We start from the raw sequence: 15791 nt of genomic DNA on the forward strand, positions 1-15791 counted from the left end.
ATGGGGCGGGGTGCAAACTGGGTCGGAGGGGCAACGGTAAAACTTGTATGGGTACCTAAATGAGTTGTTTGTAAGGTTGCGAATGCTGTCTATGGCGGTAAAGAAGGCGTTTTGAAATGGGGATTCGCGCTACATTCCGAATTATAATACTCAGTATGTGGAAATAACTACGCAATCTTCGGTTATGCGCCTATTCGTTGAGTTAAGATTGGATAAAGAATCGTAAATTTAAAGCACCAAGAATATTTAAATTTTACCCTTAGTTGCTATATGCAAAGACAGACGCAGACGCAGAGACAGACATTAAAATACTCTCCCTTGCAAATTCAGATGCTGAATTTACTGCACCTGACCACAATGGAGCTTGAACAAAGGATTAAGGAAGAATTGGAAGAAAACCCTGTGTTGGAAGAGGGGAAAGAAGAGAGTACATCAGAAGATGCGCCGGAAGAGTTTGACGACGCAGATCTTTCATCGGGCGGAGAAGACAGTTCAGTACAAGATTATTATGATTGGGATGAGTTCAGGGACGACGACATTCCAGACTATAAAACGTATGCAAACAATCAGTCGGCAGATAACGAATTATATACAAGGCCGATGGTGGAGACCATCTCATTCAGGGATGATCTTAAACAGCAGGTACACTTTCTGCAACTGGATGAACGTCAGCAGTTAATCGCGGACTTCATCCTCGACTCGCTTGATGAGGACGGGTTTTTACGGCGGGAAAGCGATGTGATTGCGGACGATATTTCATTTGCGAACAGCATGTTTATCGACACCGAGGAAGTGAATACAATGCTGAAAGTCATCCAGCAGTTGGACCCGCCGGGCATCGCGGCCAGTGGTTTGAGGGAGTGTCTTCTCATCCAGCTCAACCGTTTGGAAAATCAGAACGATGTCTGGAAATGGTCGTACAAGATCGTTTCTGATGCATTTGATGAGTTGGGTTCGCGTAATTATGATAAGATTATGCGGATCACGGGGCTGGATGAAGAATCGCTGAAAAAGGCGATACAACTCATTACAACGCTTAATCCCAAACCGGCATCGGGGCTGCGTAACGACTCTATCGTAAATGAAAGCATCAAGCCAGACTTTATGCTCTGGTACACCGAGGATGGGGAGATTGAAGTGCAGCTTACCTGGGGTAACAGCCCTGCATTGAAGCTAAACAAGGTATTTACCCAAATGGCAGAGGAGAAGCGGGATAAGGCCACCAACCAGTTTCTCAAAAACAAGATGAACTCGGCCAAATGGTTTATTGACGCGATTAAGCAACGCGAGAATACGATGCTCAATACGCTGAAAGCAATCGTAAGGCTGCAATATGACTATTTCCAGACGGGCGATATCAAAAAGCTTCGTCCGATGATCCTGAAAGACGTTGCCGAGATAATCGATATGGATATTTCTACCGTATCTAGAGTAACGACCAACAAATACGTGCAGACACCATTCGGTATCGTGCTGCTAAAAGATCTGTTCACCGAAGGAGTGACGAATGAGGACGGAACCGAGGTGTCGAACCGGGAAATCCAGGAGGCGATCCGTGAGATAGTGGTAGACGAAGACAAACGCCACCCGTATAACGACCAACAGATCACAGATATGCTTGCAGAAAAAGGCTATTCCGTTGCAAGGAGAACGGTAGCCAAATACCGCGAGCAACTAAATATACCCACCGCGAGGTTAAGAGTTACTATTTAAAATGAACCAAGTTAAAGCCCTTTTACCCGGCATGAAAAAAATAGTTGTTGTAGATGATGAAGCGGATATTTGCTTCCTTTTGAAGCGTTTTTTATCAAAGAATGATTTTATAGTAGAAACAGCCCAGAATGGCAAGGATGGTCTTGCATTGATCGAATCCATTTCGCCGGATTTGGTCATGACCGATTTCAGACTGGGTGATATTACAGGCACTGAACTGTTGACAGCCATCAAATCCAAAAGACCGAATGTTCCGGTACTGATTATCACGGGTTATTCTGATATTAAAGTAGCAGTCAATGTCATGAAGTTGGGCGCTTACGACTACATTACCAAGCCACTTTTCCCCGACGAAATTCTGGTCACCGTCAAAAAGGCGATTGCGGATGCCGAGGCAGCGCAAAACGACGATCAGCAATATATTGCTCCGACTTCTTCCGATGGTAGTGCTGAACCGGTGAAATCGACCCGTAAAAGCCTGTTACGCACCAAGGCGGGCTATGTGATGGGTAATAGCGACGTTTCGGATAACCTCTTCAAGCAGGTTGATCTGGTAGCCCCGACCAATTTCAGCGTCATCATTTACGGCGAAAGCGGCTCGGGCAAAGAGGCAATCGCCCAGGAAATTCACAACCGTTCGAAACGGAAGGATATGCCTTTTGTTGCGATGGACTGTGGTGCCATTTCGAAAGAATTGGCTGGCAGCGAGTTGTTTGGGCACGAAAAAGGATCCTTTACCGGTGCGTTACAGACAAAAATAGGACATTTCGAACTGGCCAATGGCGGAACGCTTTTCCTGGATGAGGTTTCCAACCTTTCGTATGAAATCCAGGTAGCCTTGTTGCGTGTGGTGCAGGAACGTAAAATGCGCCGGATTGGCGGATCCAAAGAGATCGATCTGGATGTGCGCATCATTGTCGCGAGTAATGAGCGTTTGCTGGAGTCGGCGAAAAACGGCAAGTTCCGGGAAGATCTTTACTATCGCTTCAACGAATTTACGATCGAAGTGCCGGCATTACGCAATCGCAGGGATGATCTGATGCTTTTTGCAGGTGCTTTTCTGGATACAACCAATGTGGAATTGGGCAAGAATGTGAAAGGGTTTTCAGAGGACGTTAAAAGCGATTTTCTGAGCTACTCGTGGCCGGGTAACTTGCGCGAGCTGAAAAACGTGATCAAGCGTGCGACGCTGCTTTCCGACGGTGAGCTGATCGAGGAAAAGGCTTTGCCGTTCGAGATCGTTAACTATAAGCGGTTAAAGGACCTTGACGACGAACCCGCTTCCGCGAGCGCTTCGGTTTCATCTTCGGCGACCGACTTTACCGACGGAGAAGAATCCAAGCCCAGCCTGAAAACCGTCGCCAACGAGGCGGAATACGATATGATCATGCAGGTGCTCCGTGATGTTAATTTCAACAAAAGCAAAGCTGCGCGTTTGCTGAATATTGACCGGAAGACACTCTACAACAAAATGAAACAATTCGATATCTGACCACCGGAACAGCTAGTGCGGAATGAATAATAAACTGATCCGGGTATTGTTGGTGGATGACGATGAGGACGATTACTTCCTGACCCGGGAGTATTTCCAGGATCTTGTCAACTGGAAGTTCGACATTACATGGTGCGCTACTTTTAAGGAAGCGGAGACACAGATTAAGGATAACAAGTTTGACCTGTACCTGTTCGACTACCTCCTCGGAGAAAGTACTGGTATTGACCTGATTGAACTTGCATGCAGATTCGATTGCGAAGAGCCGATCATCCTGCTAACAGGTAAGGGCGATACCAAGATCGCAGTTGAGGCCTTACGGCTGGGAGCGGCCGATTACCTGATTAAAAGTGAACTTGACGCCGAAAAGCTCGAAAGAAGTATCCGTTACGCATTGGAACGGACTTCCGTTTTGAAAGCCTTGCGCCACAGCGAACGACGCTACCGTCGGGTTTTCGAAGAATCCAGTGATTTTCTATTCATTTGCGATCCGGAAGGCAATATCATTGATTTTAATGACTCGGCTAGCGGCATGACGGGTTATTCGGGTGAGCAATTGAAAGAAAAAAAAATAACGGAGCTGGTGGAAGATCCTCATTTTACCGCTTTGTGGCAAGATATTACATATCAACCGATCCACGACCATGAAGTACGACTGCTGCCAAAGGACGGCGAAAGGAAGTACTGCCTGTTTTCCGCTTCGGTAGAGGTTGACGACGACCATCCGTATATCCAGGGGCGGCTTCATGACATGACGGCCCGCAAGCAATCAGAAAAAGAAAGGTTATTCTCTGAAAAGATGGCGGTTACCGGCCGGCTTGTACGCATGCTGGCGCACGAGGTTCGCAACCCGCTTACGAATGTGAACCTTTCGGCGGAGCAGCTCGAAATGGAGCTTACCGATGAAGACCAGAAGTTTTACACACAAATCATCAAGCGTAACTGCACACGTATCAACGACCTCATCACCCAGTTGCTCCAACCTTCTACATCGGAAGACCTTGAACTGATCGAAAGCTCGGTACATTCGGTACTCAGTCAGGCGATCAGCGCAGCTTTGGACCGGGTGCAGCTCAAAAGAATACAGATCGTCAATGAGTTCGCTGAGGACGAACTGGTGATACCACTGGACCGTGTTTCGTTGCAAATGGCTTTCCTGAATCTTATTACCAATGCCATCGAGGCAATGGAAGAGGACAAGGGAATACTTAGAATCAGCACAAGAGGGCATGGCGACCTGATACAGGTCCTGTTTTCCGATAACGGTGCCGGTATTAGCGAGGAGCATATGGACAAGATATTCGAGCCCTATTTCACCGGGAAAAATAATGGGATGGGTATCGGTTTGTCCACTACCATGAGCATTATTCATGCCCACCACGGGCGAATAGATGTGGAGTCGCAAGTCGGGGTAGGGACTACGTTTACCATTAGTTTCCAAATCAGTAAATAATCGCGGACGGTGGAGGCCATGGCGGCTTTTTCCATGCAACGATCGGAGAGTGACGCGCGTAAGGGAAGAAAAAAACCGGCGCTCTCCCATGAAACCCATTTTTACTTTCCTCTTTCTATGCCTCTTTCTTCACGTCCGGGCCCAGGACGCCGATTATTACCGGAAGATTTATACCAAACCAATCGGCTCGAAGCCTTACAATACCGAATCATTACTTAAACAATTCGGAGATGTAAAAGTCCGCGACCGCTGGTATGTTGGAGTAGACGGGTTTGTCAGAAACGACAAAAACACGATCAGTGCTGACTTCGACGGCCTGATCGGCACGCAGTCACCCACGGTGTCGGCTTGGGGCGTTTCGGCGGGTTGGATTTTTAAAGAGCAATGGAATATCGAGCTCGCTTACGACCGTTCAGCCATTCACAACGTTTTACTGATCTATGGTGATAATCCGCTTAGTTATCAGATGGAAAACGATAAAAACAACCTGGTCCTGCGTGGCAAGATGCGGCTGCTTTTTAGAAAACCTTCCATTCGAAAATCTGCATTCTGGATTGGCGCCGGTGCCGGACTGATCCCGAACTCAGGAAGGGCCCGAGATTTCATGGAATTTTCGGGCTATCGGGAAAGAGGGCGGAGATCGGGTGTCGATACGCTCTACATGTCGAGTGATACCCATATCAGCAAGTCGATGACAGGACTGGTGGAAGCTTCTGCGGAGTATGTGATCAAGGTTGCGAAATCTATCGACCTATCGCTTTTTGCCAGAAAACAATGGGGAATGGGCAAATCGATCACGACCGATTTGGTGTACAAAGTGAATGGCGTGGAAACGCAGCGGGCGCAGATCGAAGGTGACGGCACAGGCTGGAATTTTGGCATTTCGCTGCGCTATGTTTTTCATATCGGTTACGACTTCTCCCCGCTAGGCCACAACAGCGGTAAAATATAGTGGCCCCTTGTCTTGAAGCATAATTGACTTGTCACCCTGAGCGCACTTGTCACGCTGGGCGCGCTTGTCACCCTGAGCGCAGTCGAAGGGTGACAAGCGCAAATGCCCTTCGACTGCGCTCAGGGCGACAGCAAAGCCTGGCCCTACTTCCTTGCAACTGCTTCACTAACTCCTCGGTCCGGCATACTTGGAAGCCCTGATCTTCCGGTTAAAGAAACCGTAAATGATCGGGAAAATCAATAAAGTCAGCACCGTAGCCGTAATCAGTCCACCGATTACGACGATTGCCAGCGGTTTTTGGGTTTCAGAGCCGATACCCGTCGACACTGCCGCCGGAAGCAAGCCGATAGCCGCCATCAGGGCCGTCATGATCACCGGTCGAATTCTCGATTTCACACCTTCCCTTATTGCCTCGTCCAGTGTCATTCTCGCAGCCAGGTTCTTATTGAATACTGAAATCAATATCACCCCATTTTGGACGCAAAGCCCGAAAAGTGCTATAAACCCTACACCCGCCGAGATACCGAAGTTCATGTGCGTAACATGCAGCGCGAGGATACCGCCAATCAATGCAAAAGGAACATTGATCAGCACCAGACCGGCGTCTTTGGCATTGCTGAACATGATAAAGAGCAGGATGAAAATACCGATCAAACTGATTGGCACCACTTGTCCCAACCGCGCTGTTGCCCGCACCTGGTTCTCAAACTCTCCCGACCAGCTTACCGAATAGCCTTTTGGCAATGAAGAAAGCAATGGTTTCACCTTCGACTGTGCGTCGGCGATGGTACTGCCCAAGTCGCGCTCGCGGACGGAGAATTTCACGCCGATGAATCGCTTATTGTTATCGCGGTACACAAATGCAGGACCGGTGACGGTGCGGATCGAAGATATTTCTTTTAAAGGGATCTTACCGCCGGTCAGCGTAGGCACCATCAGTTGTTGAATATCATCTACCGTGCGGCGGTATTGCTGCTCGTAGCGTAATCTTATATCGAATTTTCGCTCGCCCTCGTAAAGAATAGAGGCAGTCTTTCCGCCAATTGCCATTTCGATTACCGCCTGGGCATCGGCGGTACTCACGCCGTATTGCGCCATTTTATGGTCGTGGAGGATCACGCTGATCTCCGGCTGGCCGATATTGCGGAGGATACCCACGTCTTTAATGCCCGGCACGTCCTTAATCGCTTCCAGCACCTGGTTGGCCTTATTGTTTAACGTTTCCAGATCGTCACCGTAAATTTTCACCGCATTACTCGCATTCATGCCTGCCACGGCTTCCGCCACGTTGTCGATAATGGGTTGTGAATAGTTGTAGTTAATGCCTTGGAATTGTTTGAGCTTCGTATCCATTTCCTCGATCAGATCATCCTGGCTGATCTTGCGCTTCCATTCCGATTTCGGTTTCAGGTTTACCTGCATTTGCACGTAATAGAAACCCGACGGGTCAGTACCATCATTGGAACGGCCGGTTTGGGAAAGCACTCCATTCACTTCGGGGAACTCGTTCAGCTTCGCGCGCAGGGTCGTTACCATTTTCGTTGTTTCGGCCAAAGAGCTGCTCATCGGCATTTTGGCCTCTACCCACAATGCGCCTTCGTTGAGCGTAGGCAAAAACTCGGTGCCAAGGAATTTTGCGGAGAAAAGGCTGACGCCCAAGAAGGCTGTCGCTAAGATCACACTCAGTTTTTTGTGGCCGTAGCACCATTCAAAGCCTTTGGTAACCATATTATCGAAAAAGCGGACGATTGGGTTGCTCTTTTCACGTACATTTTTCTTGAGTAAAATAGAACAGAGCACCGGTACCAATGTGAGCGTATAGAGCAATGCGCCCAGCAATGCAAAACCGAGGGTGTAAGCCAGCGGCGTAAACATTTTGCCTTCCACTTTCTGGAAACTGAAAATGGGGATCAGTGCGGTAATAATAATCAGTTTAGAAAAGAAGATAGCCTTACCGAGCTCGCCGCCCGTCCGTTTGATCAACCCCATTTTGGAAAGTTTGTTGAACCGGTCCATGCCGTTCCGGTGGGCGAGGTGGTCGAGCGCGACGAATATGCCTTCGACCATTACTACGGCCCCGTCGATGATGATACCGAAGTCGATCGCGCCCATGGAAAGCAGGTTGGCCGACATGCCCATCAGTTTTAAACACATAAATGCGAACAGCAATGCGAGCGGGATGATGATTGAAACGATGACCGTCGTACGCCAGTCGGCCATGAAAACGAACACGATTACGGTAACGAGTACGATCCCCTCAATGAGGTTATGTTTGACGGTATGGGCGCAAAATTCGATCAGGTTATCGCGATCATAGAATGTGACCATCTTCACGTCGGGCGGGAGGATCTTGGTATTCAGCTCTTCGATCTTGTCCTTCACACGCGCCAGCACCTCGCTTGGGTTCTCGCCTTTGCGCTGTACCACGATCCCCTCCACGACGTCGTCATTGCCATCCAGCCCCACCTGCCCCACACGCGGCATATCCGATTCCCGCACATCAGCCACATCTTTGACCAGTACGGGGTAGTCTTTTACATATTCAACAATAATATTCTGAATGTCTGGAATCGAATTCAAAAGTCCGATCCCGCGCACCACATACGCCTGCCCGTTCTTCTCAATCACATCACCGCCGACATTGACATTACTCTTCGTGACAGCCTCGTACACTTCCAGCGGCGTAATATTGTATTTCACCAGCTTGGTGGGGTTCACCTGCACCTCGTAAATCTTATCGCGGCCTCCAAATGCCACCACATCGGCCACACCCGGCACACTGCGCAGTTGGCGGTCGATCACCCATTTGTGCAATGTGAGCAGCTCGCGACTGTCGCGGTCTTTGCTCTGGAGGGTGAAACGGAAAATCTCCCCGGTTGGACCGTATGGCGGCTGCACGTCGGGTTCGACGCCGTCGGGCAATGACACAGTCCTTAGCTGGTTGTTAACCTGCTGCCGTGCGAAAAAATCCTCGACTTTGTCATCGAAAATGATTTTGACAATGCTCAAACCGAACATGGTAGTGCTCCGTACATTGGTCTTTTGCTGTACGGAGTTCATCGCAACTTCTATCGGCACAGTTACAAAGCGCTCGATCTCCTCGGCGCTGCGTCCGTTCCATTGCGTTACAATGATGATCTGTGTATTGGTCACGTCCGGAAACGCTTCCAGCGGCGTGTTTTGGTAGCTGACAACGCCCGACACGATCAGCAGGCCTGTCATAAAAAATATGAAGAACCGGTTCTTGAGCGAGAAGCCCACGATGCCCCGAATGAATTTGTTCATGTGTCAATGATTGAATGAGTGAATGATCCGCCGTGGAACGGGGAATGAGGGAATTTGAATGACTGAATGATTGAATGACGGAATGAAGAGGTGTTATTGAGTTTTTGGTACAGGGTCAAATTAATGAGCGGCAAATCAAGCGTAAGCGATATTCACTCATTCCCCGTTCCACGGGGGCACATTCAATCATTGAAAATTCAATCATTCAACGCGTCATAAACGAGCAGCTGATTTTTGGAAATCACCGTCTCGCCTGGTTTCAGGCCTTCGCGGATATAGGTTCGGTTGGCGAGGGAGCGGTATACTTCCACGGGGCGTGTTTCGATTTTACTGCGGCTGTGGTATACCATTACCCAATTTTTGCTACGGTCGAAAATGACGGCTTGCGATGGGATCGCCTGCATTTGCTCGCCTTCCTCGAAGTTGAGGGAAACAGTGGCGTGCATTTCCGGTTTAAGTTTGAAACCCACATTCTGCAACTGGATACGGATTCTCATTGCCTTGGTTTCAGGGTCGAGGACATTGTAAATCTTATCAACCTTTCCTTTGAATACTTCATCCGAAAAACTGATCGTGCGCACGTCTGCGGGCATACCCAGTTTAATGCGCGGGATGTCGCTTTCATTCACATTCGCCATCACCCAAACGTCGGCGATCTGGCCTACGGTGAAGAGGCTCTCGGAGTTGTCGGAACGAAGCTGCATACCACGGTTCACGTTTTTGTCGATGATGAAACCGTTGATAGGCGATTTCACGGTATAGTTGGTGGATTTACCTAAACCATAAATGGAGAAAACCTCCTTTACCCGGTTCAGCTCGGCCTGGGCTTTGTCCACAATCTGGCGCGCAGAGATCACGTCGCGCTCGGGAACAAGCTTGCTTTCAAACAAATCCTCCGTAGACGAGAGGTTTTTCTGTGCAATGAGCAAGTCGGATTGCGCCTGAATCATCTGACGCTCAAAATCGGCTACCTCGCCGGAACGGATCGTAGCGAGTTTCTGGCCTTTGCGGACATTATCACCCAGTTCCACATCCACTTCCTCCACATTACCACCCACAAGCGGATATACTTTGATAACCTGGTTCTCATCCGGTACAACCTTCCCTACCAATGTAAGCTCATTGCGCACCGGCTCCGTCTGCACGGTGTCGAGTTGAATGCGGCTCATCATGGTATCTGAAAGCATGAATGCCTTCGATTCGTCGTTTTCGACCTTCTTTTGTTCACAGGAGGTCAGCCACACGCTCACGGTGGCCAGCACGACAACATACAGTGTATTTTTCATTGGGAAATGCATTAATGGCAATGCCGTGAATAAGTTGTGTTCAGTTTGAATGGTTAGTTGAATAGCTCCTCGCCTACGGCGTAGTTCAGCTCTTCGTATACCTTAATGCGGTCGGCTTGAAGGCGATTATATTCCTTGATGCTCTCGTTGTAGGTCTCGATGAAGTCAATGAATTCGAGGAGGGTAATATTCCTTTTTTGAAAATTGTCGTAAATACCGTTGCTCAGAAGCTGGAACTGATCCGTGAACTGACCTTCGACGCTTTTGAATGCCTTGTCTGCAATGCTAACTTTTTGCACAGCAGCATCGACCTCATTGGTTACGCTGTTCTGCTTGGCATTCTCGGCTGTTTTGTAATAGCTGATACTGCTTTTGGCCGCGCGGATATTACCCTGGTTCCGGTTAAAGAAGGGTAAATCGATGGAGGCATTTAAACCGAAGTAGTTGTTGACATAATTACTCGCCTGATCATACACTGCGCCCACCTGAATGTCGGGTTTTGCCAATGCTTTTTGTAATGTGTAGTTCAATTCCGCCTGTTTTGTCTCCGATTGTGCTACTTTCAGATCGGCGCGGCTTTGCAATGCCTTTTCTTTCAATGTAGCAATGTTATATCGGTCCAGGTGGTAGCGCTGGATTTCCGTGCTGTCGACAATGGATTTTACAGGACGTTCTGTGCTTAATAATGTGCGGAGGTCGCGCTGGTTTTCCTGTAATTCAAAAAGAATGTTGGCCCGCTCATTGGTCAGCTCGAAAAGGAGTGCTTTGAGTCGCACAACCTCTTTCAGCGAAATATTTTTGCGGTTGTATTCCTTGTCAAAAGCACCGACGGTCGTGGTAAGCGTTCCGATCTGGTTATCGTACAATGCAATGGTTTGTTCCAGATAATACGACTCGAAGAAGATCTGGCGCAACTCGAATTTTAAAGTGCGGATCAGGTTGTAAAATTGATATTCGGTTTTGCGTGTCGATTCTACATCCAGTGCGACCTGCTTGTTGCGTTTGCCGGCGCGGGTAATGAGTTGCTGGATTGTAAATGCTTTCTGACCGTTTTTGCCCACATCCAGCGCTCCGCGTGAAGGGTTATAGGCGCTGATTTCGACGCCAAAAGTGGGGTTATTCCAAAGCTTGTCCTGAATTTCTATCGACTTCGCGATGTCTATCTGGTATTTTTCGGCCAGGATTTCAAGGTTGTTTTGTAAAAACAGGCTGTCGGCCTGCCGGATTGAGAGCCGCAGTGTGTCCTGTGCGTGTAAGGCGGTTGCCAGTAGTACAAAGAGCCCGGTGAGGTAGGTTCGCATAATTTCCGTGTTAGAATGCTGCGATATTCCGACACCGGTATTACACCAGCCTTAAAATAACCTTAGAAAAAAATTAGAATGCCCGTGTAACCTCAAACGTGGCCCAAATGGACCATAAATTCACTTCCTTTCCCGATCTCGCTTGCAACAGAAATAGTGCCCTGGTGCAGTTCGATGATGCGTTGACAAATGGAAAGCCCTATACCAAAGCCGGGAAGCTCCGTCGCGTTAGACGACCTGAAAAATGGGTTGAAGATATGAGGCAAGTCGTCTTCGCTGATCCCGATGCCCCTGTCGCGCACTTTGACAGTGCAAGATTTGTCGTCAGACGAGATCAGTATCTGCGCACTATGATCGGACGAATATTTGCAGGCATTATCGAGCAGGTTGGTGAAAACCCGTTTCAGCAGTTCCTCGTTGCCCTGGATCACGGTTTCGTTCTCGTTTTCGGGAATGCTTTCGTAGTCGATCACCACATTATAATCAGGATGAGAGGAGAGCAGTTCTTCTTTGGCTGCGAACGCAAGGTCTTCGATATGGATCTGGGACATTTTCATGTTGCCCATATTCTCGTAGGATCGGGCCAGAAAAAGTAGGTTATTAGTGATGCTGATGAGCCTTTCCGTATCAGAAAACAAATTCGCAAAGACCTCCTCAATTTCAGGATTATCCTTGTTAAAACGCTGTCCAAGCTGTATTTCAGATTTCAATGCAGCCAACGGCGTCCGCAGCTCGTGTGAGGCATGGGATACAAAACTCTTCTGTTGTTCAAATGCCTTATTAAGTCTGTAAAGTACTGTGTTAAAGTTGATTGCTAGCTGTGCAATCTCGTCTTTCCGATTGCCTTCATCTAACTTCTGGGATAAATTTTGAGCCGTGATGAGCGACACCTGCGCATTGATGTGGCTGATGGGCTTCAATGCATTACCGGCAAAGTAAATGCCCAGCCCGATCGTCAAGGTGATTCCGGCGAGCAGTCCCCAGCCAAGGGTGCTTCTCAAATTTTGCAGCTTGCTATGTCCGAATGTGTCGTAGGCCGAAGCCAGTACTACCAGCGGATCGTCGCTCTCCTGGTAAAGCAGGCCGATCACCTCGTTCTCTCCCTGGTGGAATTCCATGTATTCATTTAGCCGCACTTCATCGAGCAGAGATGTGTGGTAAGTCAGCAACTTGTCGTCCACGCTGGAATAGATCAGCTCATTGCGCGAATCGAAAACGAGCACCTTTTCATCGAGCATTTCCGAAAGGGTATTTCGGTCGATGGCTTTGAGCAGATCTTTATCAATACCTTTCACCTTTACCAGCAACCGGCAGGTTGTCCGGGCACGGCTGCGCAGGCGGTCATAAAATTCCTCCTGACGGTAATGTTCAGAAACGCTGTAAATCGCAATGGAAAACACCAACAGCACCCCCGCTACTAAGAGCGTGAATTGAAGGGCGATGCGGTCTTTAATCTTCATAGGAGGCTATTCTTCTTTCATAATGTAGCCCATCCCCGGCCGGGTATGGATCAGCTTGGTAGGAAAGTCCCTGTCCACTTTTTTGCGTAAATAATTGATATACACCTCCACTACATTAGTCCCCGGATCAAAATTGAGGTGCCAGACGTGTTCGGCGAGATCCATTTTCGATACTACGCGGCCGCGGTGCAGCAGGAAATATTCCAGCAGTGCAAACTCCTTGGCTGTGAGGTCGATCACAGTTCCGTCGCGCTTCACCTGTTTAGTGCCGAGGTTCATTTCGAGGTCTGCAATTCGCAGAATCTTATCGGTAGTTTCGGGATTTAATAACTCCGATACCCGCAATGCTGCATTAATCCTGGCCAGCAACTCTCTGAAATCAAATGGTTTGACAATGTAATCGTCGGCCCCGCTGTTTAACCCTTCCACTCTGTCCTCGATCTCACCAAATGCGGTGAGCATAATGATCGGCAGCGAGGGTTTGTAAATACGGATCTGCTGGCAAACGTCATAGCCTTTCATTCCCGGCAGGTTGACGTCGAGCAACACCAGGTCAAATTTCTTCTCCAAGGCGATTTGCTTGCCGGTAATGCCGTCATACGCGATTTCAGCCTCAAAATTTTCGGCGGCCAGTCCGCGGAAGATATTCTGGGCGATCCTGCGGTCGTCCTCAACGATCAGGATTTTTTTCATGGATATGCTAAAAAGAGTCGGATCAAGTTACAAAAGAGCCAATACTTGCCAAAATAGCAGGTAGTTATTCGCTTTTCAAAAAAGTAAGTCAGGAAATGGCTTTTGACACAATTTCCTTAACCTCGGGCTCTGCCGGCGTCTGGAAAACAATGCCGGTGTCAAGCGAATGGATAATGGCTTTGTTGCTGTGCGCAAAATAGCAGGCGTCGATGCCGAGGTCCTGGATTTTTTTCAGCAGTTCGGTCGTTTCAAGCTTGGCCCGCCTCCGCGTCTGGCGCATGTACACGGCGCGGATGCTTTGCGGGAAGATCCGGCAGATCTCCTCGTAAATTTCCGGGTCTTTTTGCGAATCGTCACCGAGTAGGATAAACTGCAATTCGGGATAGAAAGTGATGATATTGTGGATTTTTCGCAACTTGTGTTCATGTGAACCGCCGCCTGTCATCACAAAATCGTCAAGCCCCGATTTGATTTTTCTCAGTTTCAGGACTGCTTTTGGAAGTCCGTTTAACTCGGCGAACCGGACGATCATATCATATAAATTCCATTCACTGCTTGATACATAAAAGAAAATGTTACTCTCCTTCTGCGGATGCGTTCGGCTGGCGAACGAAAGCAATTGGTAGTGCTTCACCACGTCATCAAATGGCTTTCTCGCCTGCACGTTTTTAGAAAGTAAAACAAATAACTTCCTGAATGAACGACGACTATGCGAAATTAGAAAAGTGTCGTCGATGTCCGAAATTACTCCGTACGAAGTTTTATAAGGCAGGAAAAATTCCTCCGAACTCTCCGCATGGTACTTTTTACCGTTGATCTCGTCGTCTATCGTTACCCGGTAGGTATGCCAGCCACTCGGCATTTCTTCGGTAAAAGGTATCTGAAACCGGAAATAACCGTCAGATTCCGCAGTTGTTTCGAACGTTTTTTCACCCAAATGCAGGGTAATCTTTAAAAAGGGAATGGTTTTAATGGAAAACAGCTCGATGATGGTCTTGGCGTAGCGAAAGCCACGTCTGGTATATTTCCGGTCCCCTGATGGGTATTTTTTTACCACATGGCCGAATACAACAAGTTCCCTTTTATTGGCGTAGCCACGGTACAGTTTTAAGTCACAACGTTTCATAACTATCTTTATCCTCGACGACTTCAAGTCCCTAATTTATTGAATATGTCTTCACAACTGAAAGTTTTGCTGGTAGTAAATCCTATATCCGGGGACGTAAACAAGGATGTTATTTTTGAAAAAGTGATTGAAAAATCGGAAGCGGAGGGTTGCGACCTGCGCATTTACTCCACCACTGGCGAGGACGATCAACAGACCATCCGGGAAATGGTTGAAAATATCAGGCCTGAGCGTGTGCTGGTTGCCGGTGGTGACGGTACCATTTCGATGGTAGCGCAGGCATTGCACGGTACGGAAAGTATCTTATGCATTCTCCCGGCGGGCTCGGCCAACGGTCTTTCGGTTGATTTTGGGCTATCCGGTTCCATTGATCAGGCTTTGGAAGTTGCATTCGAAGGCGAGATGTCGGCGATCGACGCCGTATCAATTAATGGGGAAATCAGCCTGCATTTGGCCGACATTGGTTTAAATGCATTGCTGGTCAAAAACTATGAAGATAGCGACACACGCGGCAAGCTCGGATATGCGCGGGAAATGCTACGAACATTGAGCGAGCACGAGAACTTCGACGTAAAGATCACGACTGAAAACGAAGTGCTTGAAACCGAAGCACTAATCGTGATCATCGCGAATGCCCAAAAATACGGCACGGGCGTAAGCATCAATCCCATCGGCGACATGTGTGACGGCTTCTTTGAGCTCGTCATCGCCAAAAAGCTGGATTTTATCGAAACAGCCAAGATTCTGGCCGGCAGCACCGATTTCAATCCCGAGATCATGAAGGTGATCTCCGTCGAAAGGGCAAAGATCGAATGTGTACAAAAAGCCGCTCATTTTCAGATCGACGGGGAATACAAAGGGCTTGTGCAGGAGCTCGAAGCGATAATTTTACCGGCCTACGTGAGGGTAGCGATTCCTGTGGGGTTGCGGGAGGCCGAATGACGGTTAATCGCTGACCATGGACGATGGACCATAGACCATGGATTACGCTAATCTGGTTTGCGGTCCATTGTCTATGGACGGTACGTGT

Annotated in this window: 11 protein-coding genes; 5 read left to right on the top strand and 6 right to left on the bottom strand. The window is 48.4% G+C overall.

Annotated features, from left to right (window positions below; genetic code table 11):
• The first annotated feature begins 270 nt into the window (after nucleotides 1-270).
• The 4 genes from rpoN to LZD49_RS07945 all read left to right on the top strand — a co-directional run bounded on the left by rpoN (nucleotide 271) and on the right by LZD49_RS07945 (nucleotide 5610).
• Nucleotides 271-1713, top strand: coding sequence for an RNA polymerase factor sigma-54 (gene rpoN, locus LZD49_RS07930; protein ID WP_255720963.1), 1443 nt, complete (start codon nucleotides 271-273; stop codon nucleotides 1711-1713).
• Nucleotides 1714-1744: 31 nt separating this feature from the next.
• Entirely contained in the window at nucleotides 1745-3205 is a 1461-nt protein-coding gene (locus tag LZD49_RS07935; RefSeq protein WP_234666808.1) for a sigma-54 dependent transcriptional regulator, read from the top strand.
• Between the two features lie 22 nt (nucleotides 3206-3227).
• Nucleotides 3228-4658, top strand: coding sequence for an ATP-binding protein (locus LZD49_RS07940; RefSeq protein WP_234666809.1), 1431 nt, complete (start codon nucleotides 3228-3230; stop codon nucleotides 4656-4658).
• A gap of 88 nt (nucleotides 4659-4746) precedes the next feature.
• A complete protein-coding gene (locus tag LZD49_RS07945; protein WP_234666810.1) occupies nucleotides 4747-5610 on the top strand; it encodes a hypothetical protein in 864 nt (287 codons plus the stop codon).
• A gap of 165 nt (nucleotides 5611-5775) precedes the next feature.
• Here the strand turns inward: LZD49_RS07945 and LZD49_RS07950 are convergent, their stop codons facing one another.
• The 6 genes from LZD49_RS07950 to LZD49_RS07975 all read right to left on the bottom strand — a co-directional run bounded on the left by LZD49_RS07950 (nucleotide 5776) and on the right by LZD49_RS07975 (nucleotide 14761).
• Nucleotides 5776-8895, bottom strand: coding sequence for an efflux RND transporter permease subunit (locus tag LZD49_RS07950; RefSeq protein WP_234666811.1), 3120 nt, complete (start codon nucleotides 8893-8895; stop codon nucleotides 5776-5778).
• Nucleotides 8896-9092: 197 nt separating this feature from the next.
• Nucleotides 9093-10181, bottom strand: a complete 1089-nt coding sequence (locus LZD49_RS07955; RefSeq protein ID WP_234666812.1) for an efflux RND transporter periplasmic adaptor subunit — start codon at nucleotides 10179-10181, stop codon at nucleotides 9093-9095.
• A 53-nt stretch (nucleotides 10182-10234) separates the two neighbouring features.
• Nucleotides 10235-11482, bottom strand: a complete 1248-nt coding sequence (locus tag LZD49_RS07960; protein WP_234666813.1) for a TolC family protein — start codon at nucleotides 11480-11482, stop codon at nucleotides 10235-10237.
• Between the two features lie 92 nt (nucleotides 11483-11574).
• Nucleotides 11575-12942, bottom strand: coding sequence for a cell wall metabolism sensor histidine kinase WalK (locus tag LZD49_RS07965; RefSeq protein ID WP_234666814.1), 1368 nt, complete (start codon nucleotides 12940-12942; stop codon nucleotides 11575-11577).
• A gap of 6 nt (nucleotides 12943-12948) precedes the next feature.
• Nucleotides 12949-13635: a response regulator transcription factor gene (locus LZD49_RS07970; RefSeq protein ID WP_234666815.1), complete on the bottom strand. Its 687-nt coding sequence runs from the start codon at nucleotides 13633-13635 to the stop codon at nucleotides 12949-12951.
• Between the two features lie 88 nt (nucleotides 13636-13723).
• On the bottom strand, nucleotides 13724-14761 hold the full coding sequence (locus LZD49_RS07975) for an App1 family protein (protein WP_234666816.1): 1038 nt from the start codon (nucleotides 14759-14761) through the stop codon (nucleotides 13724-13726).
• 45 nt (nucleotides 14762-14806) lie between these two features.
• On the opposite strand from LZD49_RS07975, the gene LZD49_RS07980 reads away from it, so the two are divergent.
• On the top strand, nucleotides 14807-15703 hold the full coding sequence (locus tag LZD49_RS07980) for a diacylglycerol kinase family protein (RefSeq protein WP_234666817.1): 897 nt from the start codon (nucleotides 14807-14809) through the stop codon (nucleotides 15701-15703).
• The last annotated feature ends 88 nt before the right edge of the window (nucleotides 15704-15791 follow it).

This window comes from Dyadobacter sp. CY261 (genome assembly GCF_021440085.1).
Classification (GTDB): domain Bacteria; phylum Bacteroidota; class Bacteroidia; order Cytophagales; family Spirosomataceae; genus Dyadobacter.